This is a genomic window from Bartonella sp. AU16XJBT (assembly GCF_028618665.1).
GTDB lineage: Bacteria > Pseudomonadota > Alphaproteobacteria > Rhizobiales > Rhizobiaceae > Bartonella.
The window spans coordinates 1-10,190 of record NZ_JAQITF010000026.1 but is presented as its reverse complement, the minus strand read 5'-3'; the positions used below and the strand labels follow the sequence as shown (position 1 = coordinate 10,190).

At 36.4% G+C, this 10,190-nt stretch carries 7 protein-coding genes; 5 read left to right on the top strand and 2 right to left on the bottom strand.

The features are described from left to right. Positions 1-193 (bottom strand): hypothetical protein (locus tag PVV66_RS09690; protein WP_273719413.1); only part of this gene is annotated, 193 nt, incomplete at its 3' end. A gap of 139 nt (positions 194-332) precedes the next feature. Between PVV66_RS09690 and PVV66_RS08635 the strand changes: the two genes are divergently transcribed. The 5 genes from PVV66_RS08635 (at position 333) to PVV66_RS08610 (ending at position 9,130) form a co-directional block, all read left to right on the top strand. Beyond that, entirely contained in the window at positions 333-1,499 is a 1,167-nt protein-coding gene (locus tag PVV66_RS08635) for a site-specific integrase (protein WP_273719412.1), read from the top strand. Positions 1,500-1,708: 209 nt separating this feature from the next. Beyond that, complete coding sequence (locus PVV66_RS08630) at positions 1,709-1,903, top strand: AlpA family transcriptional regulator (RefSeq protein ID WP_273719410.1); 195 nt, start codon at positions 1,709-1,711, stop codon at positions 1,901-1,903. 603 nt (positions 1,904-2,506) lie between these two features. Then, entirely contained in the window at positions 2,507-2,812 is a 306-nt protein-coding gene (locus PVV66_RS08620; RefSeq protein ID WP_273719409.1) for a hypothetical protein, read from the top strand. A gap of 70 nt (positions 2,813-2,882) precedes the next feature. Beyond that, positions 2,883-3,377 carry a hypothetical protein gene (locus PVV66_RS08615; protein ID WP_273719408.1) on the top strand — a complete coding sequence of 165 codons (495 nt, stop codon included), beginning with the start codon at positions 2,883-2,885 and terminating at the stop codon, positions 3,375-3,377. A 791-nt stretch (positions 3,378-4,168) separates the two neighbouring features. Beyond that, entirely contained in the window at positions 4,169-9,130 is a 4,962-nt protein-coding gene (locus PVV66_RS08610; RefSeq protein ID WP_273719406.1) for a type ISP restriction/modification enzyme, read from the top strand. Between the two features lie 644 nt (positions 9,131-9,774). On the opposite strand, the gene PVV66_RS08605 is transcribed toward PVV66_RS08610, so the two are convergent. Continuing rightward, positions 9,775-10,188, bottom strand: coding sequence for an SMI1/KNR4 family protein (locus PVV66_RS08605; RefSeq protein ID WP_273719405.1), 414 nt, complete (start codon positions 10,186-10,188; stop codon positions 9,775-9,777). Positions 10,189-10,190: the final 2 nt, after the last annotated feature.

Genomic DNA, 10,190 nt, shown 5'->3' with positions numbered 1-10,190 from the left:
AAGGCAAGATCTTACCAAGCAACGCTAAATAAGCCGCGGGGCATCTTATTGCCTGCTTTTCGAGATAAGAAATCAGTCCTTCCTTGCCATACTTATTGCCTGCCAATTCAGCAGCTTTAAGAATTGCTTCTTTCAAAAGACGTGTATTCTTATTCGGATAACACTTTGATTTATAATGATAATCTAGCGTTATTCATATTGAATGAGAGTCCCGAATAACGTAAGATTCTCTCATTTCAAAGCTGTTTATCTTGAATCAATCAAAACCATTCCCTTGCACGTCAAAAGCGGGGCTGGTGTGTGGGTAAAAACTGTATAAGAAAGGACTAAAAATGGCTCTTATGAACCGTCTTAATGCAAGATCTGTCGCAACATTGGGAGTTGGCAAATATAATGATGGTGCTGGCTTGTTACTTCATAAGCGTAAAGATGGAGGTGCTCAATGGCTTTATCGCTATACCATTCACGGGCGCCGCCGCGAAATGGGCTTGGGTGCCTTGAGAGATGTTTCTTTAAAACAAGCTCGCGAATGTGCAAATCAATGGCGTGCTGTTTTACGTGAGGGTCGTGACCCCATTAAAGAACGCAATAAACAAAAGCATGAAGCAATGCGTAATCTCCATTATTTAAAAGACATTGCTCTAGATGCTTTTGAAAGTCGTAAAGCTGAATTAAAGAATGATGGTAAGGCTAGTGATTGGTTTTTACCATTACGCCTTCATATTCTCCCTAAGTTAGGTTGTGTTCCCGTTTCTGAGATTACGCAAATAGAGATACGCAATACCCTCGCTCCTATTTGGCATACAAAAGCTGGAGCAGCTCATGCTGCACTGAAACGTCTCAATATGTGTCTTAAACATGCGGCTGCTCTAGGATTGAATGTTGACTTACAGGCAATAGAAAAAACAAAAGCTCTCTTAGGAAAACAACGTCATAAGGTCACTAATAGACCAGCTATGGATTGGAAAGATGTACCGGCTTTTTATAAAACACTTTGTGAAGCATCAACCCTAACAAAACTGGCTTTGCGTCTGCTTATCCTTACAGGGGTTCGTACCAATTCCTTGCGTCATATTCGTGAAGATCAAGTTGAGGGGGATATATGGACTATCCCTGCTGAGAATATGAAAGGAAGGCGTGATGCTACAACAGAATTTCGCGTGCCTCTATCAACAGAAGCACTGAAAATTATTGAACAAGCGCGTCTGCTTTCTCGTAATGATTTCTTTTTTTCTGCAACTGGTCGAGGTCCTCTCGGTGAGAATAATATGTCACAATACATGCAACAAACTGGAGTAAAAGCATGTCCCCATGGATTTCGTTCTAGTTTACGCGATTGGCTCGCTGAAACAACCGATGCCCCCTATGAGGTCGCTGAAACTATTCTAGCTCATACAGTGGGCGGTAAAGTAGAGCGTGCCTATCGTCGGACTGACTATCTAGAACAGCGCCGTGTCTATATGGATAAATGGGCGGCTTATGTCACCGGGCAATCTTAAGATATGGGGTGAATAACCCCATTATCTGTGGATAACTTTATCTCTCTTCTCTCTCATTCTCTCTCAATAAGACTCATAAATTATCACATCAGAAATTATATGATAAAATATTGTTTTCTATAAATAAAATACCTTCAAAAATAAACCAAAATGTGCTTAATAAATAGGCATGATTTGTTTCTATTTTTTGAAAATAAAAGGATTTTAGAATGACAGAAAATGATATTCTTTTAACTGACCGTGAAAGTGCAAAATTGCTTCATATGAGTGTCTCAACATTCCGCCGTCATGTTACCAATGGCTCTCTCCCAAAACCTTTAAAATTTGGTTTTTTATCCCGTTGGTTACAATCGGATCTTCTCAATGTAATCGAACAAGCAAAACAGCAACGTTATAGGATTTAAAATGATATATTCTTTTAAGAATGTGCAGGGTATTACACGTGCTGTGTCGAGGGTTTGGCATGGGCGTTATGGAACCGCCCGTTGCCCTGCTCATGATGATAGGTTATTATCCCTTAATAAATTGGTGGACTTTATTAAATTATGCTCACTAACATCTTTAAGAAATTCTAAAACATCAAGAGAAAATCGGCTATACAAAAAACTCAAATGTCAATAACAATCCCCTGCTCTTTTCTTTCGATTAAAGCACCAACCTTTCCTTCTATTCACAGTTTCTCTTCAATATGGAGTGAAACAAAACCATTTTTGTTAGCGTATTCTAACAATCCAAGTTTTTGATTTTCTGTATCTTGTCATCACAAGAAACTCGTAAATATGTGTAAAATTTTGTCATGTTCAATAAAGAACGTCAATCTAAGTGTATATATTAGTATCAGAAAAAACGATAATTTTCTTTGAGACAAACAATCAAAATGATCAAAGATAGAAATAGATATCTTATTTTCATTTCAACAACAAATTGAAAAGTTCATAGGAAATTTAATTGATCAGATTTAACCATTAGATTAATATTTTAAAACAGATTACAGAAAGGAATTTCCTATGCAAAAGAAATTACCCAAAAGTTATATGACTGATGCTGAACGTGAGGAGTTACGAGCAGGTGGTTTAGATCAAAACTGTATTTATACTGCTGAATCAGAAGCGGCGGATCGTGCTAACGATAGCAAAACGGCATGGGAATGGTTAGCAATGACCGAGCCTCCAGCACATACACTACTGTTTCTTAAAAAGCGACATGGGGCACAATTTATTCGTGATATGGGATTTTCTACTAAAGATGCGGATAAAGAATATGGTCCCGATTGGTTAGATAAAGATGTTATCATAGGGGGGCATCATTTCTAAAGAATTTGAGGAGTTAGAACGTATTTTTGTTCGCGAAAATAACTATGTAAAAGGTCTTGATGAAGCATTGATGACCAAAAAACTATATGGTGTGCGAAGTGATTTGTGTAATTATCTTCGTAACATTGGGAAAAGCGGTAATTTATCATCACTTCTTGGTACAGAACGTAGTCTTGTAGAAAACGATTTGCTTAGATATGCCAATAGTAAGGCTATGATTAGTAGTCTTAAAACAGCATTAATGGAAATAGATGTTATTAAGAAGCACGTAATTCTTGTTAGTAATCCTGCGCAATATAAGATGGTAAATGAGGCTTATAGTTTACCCAAAAATCGTAAAGGCGGATTGCCTTACGATGAAGCGCGCCAAGCAATGGCATCCCATTATGCACGGTTAGGAAACTTAGATAAATCTCGTTTAACGTCAATTGAAAAATCAATTATTGATGTGCGTAAAGAAAATATGACGGTTATGCGCAAGCTCTACGAAAAAATGCAAACCAAAGCTATCGGTATAGATTTTTCGTTTGATAAAGTCGTTCCCTTTAATAAACCGGATGTGTAATACAGTAAGAGATATCTATAGACGATGTTGGCGTTCTTTAAAAGACAAAGAAGCTGTCACGCAAGCTTTAGAGCTTTTATGCTGTTCTAATCATCTTCGAAAAAGTTTATAACACATCAGACAAGTGGACACCCTAGCGCCTATTATGAATGGAATCCTTTTGTCAAAACCAACAGCATAAAACAATAAAGAAACCTTTTTTAAAAACTTTCTACTCAAAGAGGCAAAACTCTTTGTTAATGGCATTCCTATCAAGGAATTTTTCTCCAAAGATAATGATCTGAGTAACCTTATAGGAAGAGTTTTGTCCAGTGTTGTCAGTTCCTTTTAGACCCTATATTATTTTTTCAAATGAGTAAAAATTAAAAACATTATTTTTCAATAGGTTAATGTCTTTAAAACATAACCCATATCAATCTTACAATCTTTAAAGATAATCAATGATGTGAGTTGAATAAAACTTGTCAGTTATGTGTCAGTAAATTGAACTGACAAAATAATGCTTCATAAAACTTATCAAAATACTCATTCTGATATTTTAAAGAACATAAGTGCATTTATCTTGATTAATCCGTGAAACGAATAGCAAATTTTACTACTTTGCTGATCTTATTCCATGCCATGGGCTGTGGATAAACAACCTTTAAAAACCCCTTTTGAAAAAATTTATCCGTTTTTATGCATTTTTCTGCATTTTTTCTCAATTCGTTCAAAATGGATTTAATAAGCTTCATTTTGATTCTTTTGAAAAGAATTAATCACTAGCATTATTGTCATGGAGCTTATCCTTTATGTCTTGCCCTCATTATTCTGATAACAAACACGTCACTTTACGCTCTCTGTTGGAATATTATCGCGAACAATCAAAATCACCCCGTGAATTAGGAACCATGTTTGAAAACCTTGTCATGGTTTATTTGAGTGAAGACCCTCTTCAAAAGCAAGAATACGAAAAGGTTCAAACTTATTTGGAATGGGCGCAAGAGCATGATGAAGATGGAACGGATATTGGGATTGATCTGGTGGCGACAATCCGTGATGAAGGAGGTTATGCTGCCATTCAATGTAAATGCTATAACGCCTCTCACATAATTAAAAAAGAAGATATTGATAGCTTTATCGCTGCCTCGGGCAAAAAGATCTTCACCCGTCGTATACTGGTTGATAGCACCGAAACAGATTGGAGTGACAATGTTGAACTGACTTGTGAAGGTCAAGAAGTTCGTATTCAACGCATAAACCTTTTTGATTTGGAAAACAGTCAAATCGATTGGGGGGCTTATAAAGAACAAGGACAAGCCGTCCTTAAAGAGAAACCGAAAAAAAAGCTTTTAGATCATCAGAAAGAAGCCCTTGAGAAAGTCTGTGAAGGTTTAAAAGAAGCAGACCGTGGCAAGCTAATTATGGCATGTGGTACGGGCAAGACTTTCACCAGTTTGAAGATAGCAGAAACCATAGCAGGGAAAGGCAAGCGTGTGTTGTTTCTGGTGCCCTCTCTTGCTCTTATCTCTCAAACAATCCGTGAATGGACAGAAGATACAGAAGTGCCTTTGCGTTCCTTTGCTGTGTGTTCGGATACACAAGTGGGGAAACGTCGTAAGAATAATAAAAATGATGCTCTTGAATTTGATAGCTCTGATCTTGCCTTGCCTGCAACAACTGATGCAAAAGAACTGGCTAGCAAAGCGGGTAAGGTTTCCCATGATCTGATGACCGTAGTGTTTTCCACTTATCATTCAATCCAACTGATTTCCGATGCACAAAAAAAGTATGATTTACCCGAATTTGATCTGATCATTTGTGATGAAGCCCATAGAACCACTGGGGCTTCATTGGGAACAGAGGATAATGAATCTGAATTTATCAAGGTTCATGATAACAGTATCATTCAAGGCAAAAAACGCTTGTACATGACAGCAACGCCTAAGATCTTTACCGATGATGCCAAAAGACGTGCCGATGAGATCAATGCCGTTCTCGCCTCTATGGATGATGAAGAGCTCTATGGAAAAGAACTTTATACCTACAGCTTCTCAAAAGCCGTTCAGAATGAACTTTTAGCACCTTATAAGATTATTGTTTTGGGTGTTAATGAAGAGGAAGTCAGTCAATCCATTCAACATCTGATGACCGATGAGAATTATGAACTTATCCTTGATGATAAAACCAAAATCATAGGCTGTTATCAAGCCCTTGCTAAAATAGATCTAAAGGTCGATCTGAGTGATGACCCTAATCCCATGCGGCGGGCTTTGGCTTTTTGTAAAGATATCAAAACCTCTGAACGTATCCGTGATACCTTCAATTCTCAAGAAATACAAAAAGAATTGTATGATCTTCATAAGATCTATAAAGAGACCCCGCCTCTTGACTGTACCTTTGATCATATTGATGGAACACAAAGTGCCAAAACACGTCATAAAGCCCTTGATTGGCTTAAGGAAGATGCGGGGGAAAATACCTGCCGTGTACTCACCAATGTAAGATGTCTGTCTGAAGGGGTGGATGTCCCTGCTCTTGATGCCATTATGTTTTTACACCCGCGTAAAAGTCCTGTAGATGTGATACAGGCGGTGGGGCGGATCATGCGTCGTGCACGGGGCAAAAAAAGAGGCTATATCATTTTACCTGTTGGGATTCCTGCTGGGGTTTCTGCTGAACAGGCTTTAAAATATAACAAAAGATACAGTGTTGTCTGGCAAGTGATCAATGCTTTGCTTGCTCATGATGAGAATTTTGAAATCACCCTTAACCAGATGATTTTAGGTCAAGACGTTAGTGATGTTTTGGAGATTGCTGCCTTAAAGAGCATGACCGCGATTGAGGATAAACTCCATATCCATGAGAAATCAGAACATATGGGGCTTGAGATTGGAAAAGCCGCTCCTGAACCGCAGCATAGTTATAAAGGGCAAATGAGATTGCCCTTTTATAAAGAGTTTCCCAATGCCCTTAAAACCCTTCTTGCGAAGAAATTTGCCATTGCGGATTATTGGGAAAATTGGGCGGGTAATGTTGCTGAGATTGCTCAAAACCATATCACCCATCTTCAAAACCTGCTTGCTGATGAAAACAGTGAAGCCTATCATGCTTTTGAGAGCTTTCATAAAGAACTAAAAAACAACTTAAACAGTGAAATCAAACAAGAGGAAGCGCTTGAGATGTTAGGACAACATCTTGTCACGCGTCCCGTGTTTGAAGCCTTGTTTGATGGCAATGAATTTGTACAAAACAATGCTATCTCACAAGCGATGGAAAAGATTTTAGCTGAGTTGGATAAAACCAATATCAAGCAAGTATCAAAAGAGTTACAAGAGTTTTATGACAGTGTGAAATTCCGTGCCTCTGGGATTACCTCCCCCCAAGCAAGACAAAACCTTATTATCAAGCTTTATGAAGATTTTTTTACCAAGGCATTTAAGAAAACCACGGATAGGCTTGGGATTGTTTATACGCCCGTTGAGGTAGTGGATTTTATCATTCATTCTGTTGATGATGTTTTACGCAATGAATTTGGAAAAAGCTTGGGTTCACGGGGTGTCTCCATTCTTGACCCTTTCACGGGAACAGGAACCTTTATCACAAGGCTTTTACAATCCAATCTCATTAAACCAGAGGATATGGAATATAAATTCCGTCATGATATCCATGCCAATGAGATTGTCTTACTCGCTTATTACATAGCAGCGATTAACATTGAATCGACTTATCATAGTCTTATGAAAGGTGAGTATATTCCTTTCAAGCATATTGGTTTGGCTGATACGTTTCGGATGCTTGAAAAGAAAGACTTGTTACAAAAATTATTTAAAGAAAACAGTGAATATTTGGAACACCAGAAAAAACTGGATATCAAAGTTATTTTTGGCAATCCTCCTTATTCCGTAGGACAAAAGAACGAAAATGATAATGCAAAAAACAGCCCTTATCCCATATTAGATGAACGTATCCGTAAAACTTATGCTGCTCAATCGAAAGTAACGAATATACGAGCACTTTATGATAGCTATATTCGTGCTATCCGTTGGGCTAGTGACCGTATTGATAATGCGGGGGTAATTGGTTTTGTTTCTGGTTCTGGTTATATAGAAAAGTCAACAATGGACAGTTTACGAAAATCTTTAGCCAAAGAATTTACGAGTATTTATGTGCTTAATTTACGGGGGGATATTCGTAAAAATATGTTAAGTAATGGTGCTGCTCAAGAAGGAGAAAATGTTTTTGGCAATGGTAGTATGACTGGTATCGCTATAACGCTCTTTATCAAAAATCCCAATGTGACTGAATCATGTAAAATTTACTATCACGACATTGGTAGTAATCTTACAACTAAAAGGAAACTTGAGATCCTTGACGAATTTTGCAGTATTGATGGTATTACCCATGAACAAAGCTGGCAAATAATTACACCAGACAAGCATGGTGACTGGATTCATCAACGTGATGACAGTTTCAACGCATTTTTAGCTTTAGGCGTTAAAAGAGGGCATGATAAAAAGCTTTTTGAAACTTATTCTCGTGGAATTATGACGAGCCGTGATGCGTGGGCATATAACTCAAACCGTGAAATTTTAAAGAAAAACATGAATAATATGATTACATTCTATAATAGCGAAGTAGAACGGTTTAATGATACTCCACATACTGATCATAAAATACGTGAAAAGGCTGTAAATGATTTTATCAATACAGATGAGAAAAAGATAAGTTGGAGTTATAATCTTAAAAAAGATTTAGTAAAAAGAAAGTTTTTAAACTTTAAGGAAAATTGTCTTACCAAAAGTTTGTATCGTCCTTTTACAAGGCAATGGCTTTATAGTGATTCTGCTCTTAACTGTGATGGGGCTTACCAAACGCGTATATTCCCTATAGTGCAAGCAGTAAAGAATAAAGCAATACAAGTTTCTTCTATGGGAGCACGAAGTGGCTTTTCTGTTCTTATGACTAAAAATTTGCCTGACGTATGTGTAATTGATAATAGTCAATGCTTTCCAAGATATATTTATGAAGACACTATGGTCTCAAAAGATAGAAACAAGAAACAAACTCATTTATTTACAAACTCTACAGAAGAAAACAAAACCTCTGCTTTACAACGCCGTGATGCCATTACAGATGCGGGATTAGAACATTTTAAAGCAGCTTATCCGAATGAAACTATTACGAAAGATGATTTGTTCTATTACGTTTATGGAATCTTACACTCAGAAGATTACCGTACCCGTTATGCTCATAATTTATGTAAAGAGTTGCCTCGCATTCCTTGTGTAAAAACTGCTGATGATTTTTGGAAATTTGTAACAGCGGGGCGTAAACTCGGTCATTTGCACGTAAATTATGAAGATGTAGAGCCTTATCCAGTGACCTTTAAAAAGGGTAATCCCAAATTAACAAAGATCTCTAATTCTGAAAAATTCTATTACGTTACAGAAATGAAATTCGCAAAAGCAGGTAAAGAGAAAGATAAATCAACTGTCATTTATAACAGCAATATCATCATGACAGATATCCCTCTTGAGGCTTATGAGTATATCGTCAATGGCAAGCCCGCTCTTGAATGGGTTATGGGGCGTCAATGCGTTAAGACTGATAAAAAGAGTGGTATTGTAAATGATGCCAATCGTTATGCTGTTGAAACCATTGGCAACCCTGCTTATCCATTAGAGTTATTCCAAAGGGTTATTACTGTAAGTTTAGAGACAATGAAAATCGTTAAGAATTTACCAAAATTAGAAATTAGAGAAACTGAATAACTTATAAAGCATGCTCACATAACGGGTATGATAAACTCATAAGGGGTATAGAGCTTATAACCATAATCTATACCTCTCTTGTTAAGTTGATTAGATATAATCTTTAAAAAGAGTGTTTATATGCATTATTCTAAAAAGAAATCATTTGCACTTTTAGATACTCTTATTTTGATTGCTTTAAGATTTTTAAGAAATCCACTCTTAACAGAATACGCTTCTTTTACATTGGCTTTAAGAGGTTATACCGTAATCTAAAATGATAGTTTTATTGTTTTCAAAAGCTTTGTTTAAACAAAGTTATATATATTCATTTTCTTATAGGTTTTGAAGGTGTAAAAATCGTAACCCCCCCCTCAAAACATATATTATTGATTGAATTTAGAGGTTGTATTATCAATAGAGGTTGTTTTTTAAAGATCTGTAAAATCTTAACACATTGAAATATAATGTTTTTAATTTTCTCTCATTAAAAAAAATACTATAGGGGCTAGAATGAACTGACAAAAATGACAAAAGTCTATTAAAAGGGATTTTGCTGATCTCTATAATTATTATTCTCTCTTTAGATGTTTTCATAACAGACTATAAATAACAATTATCCTATTTAACAACTAGTTGTATAACATCATCCAAGGTTTAGGTTTTCATGAATTTTCCCCCGCATACTCTTTAATTCTTTTACAGAGAAATTCATAAAAATTACTTGCGTAATACTGGGGATCATCACGTGGAAACTTGAGATAGAGTGGGCATTCACCATCCCGAAACTGCGTATAATCAAAATAAAAGGTTTCACCAAAATCAGTTGTGCAGACAACAAGCTGTTTGGGATGCGTAAAACCATCTCTTCTATCGAGTAAATTTCGGTAAACAATATCACCAGCAGGAATACCAGAACAGATTTCATAAATACTGAATATTTCTTCACCTCCTATTTCTCCTCCTCCATAATTTTTTAAAAAATTCTTATAGGAAGAGGTAAATTGTAAACCAAGAGTGTTCTCAGCTGTTTTAATTCGCACCTCATCAGGTGCATTATCTTGAGTACCAAAATTAATAA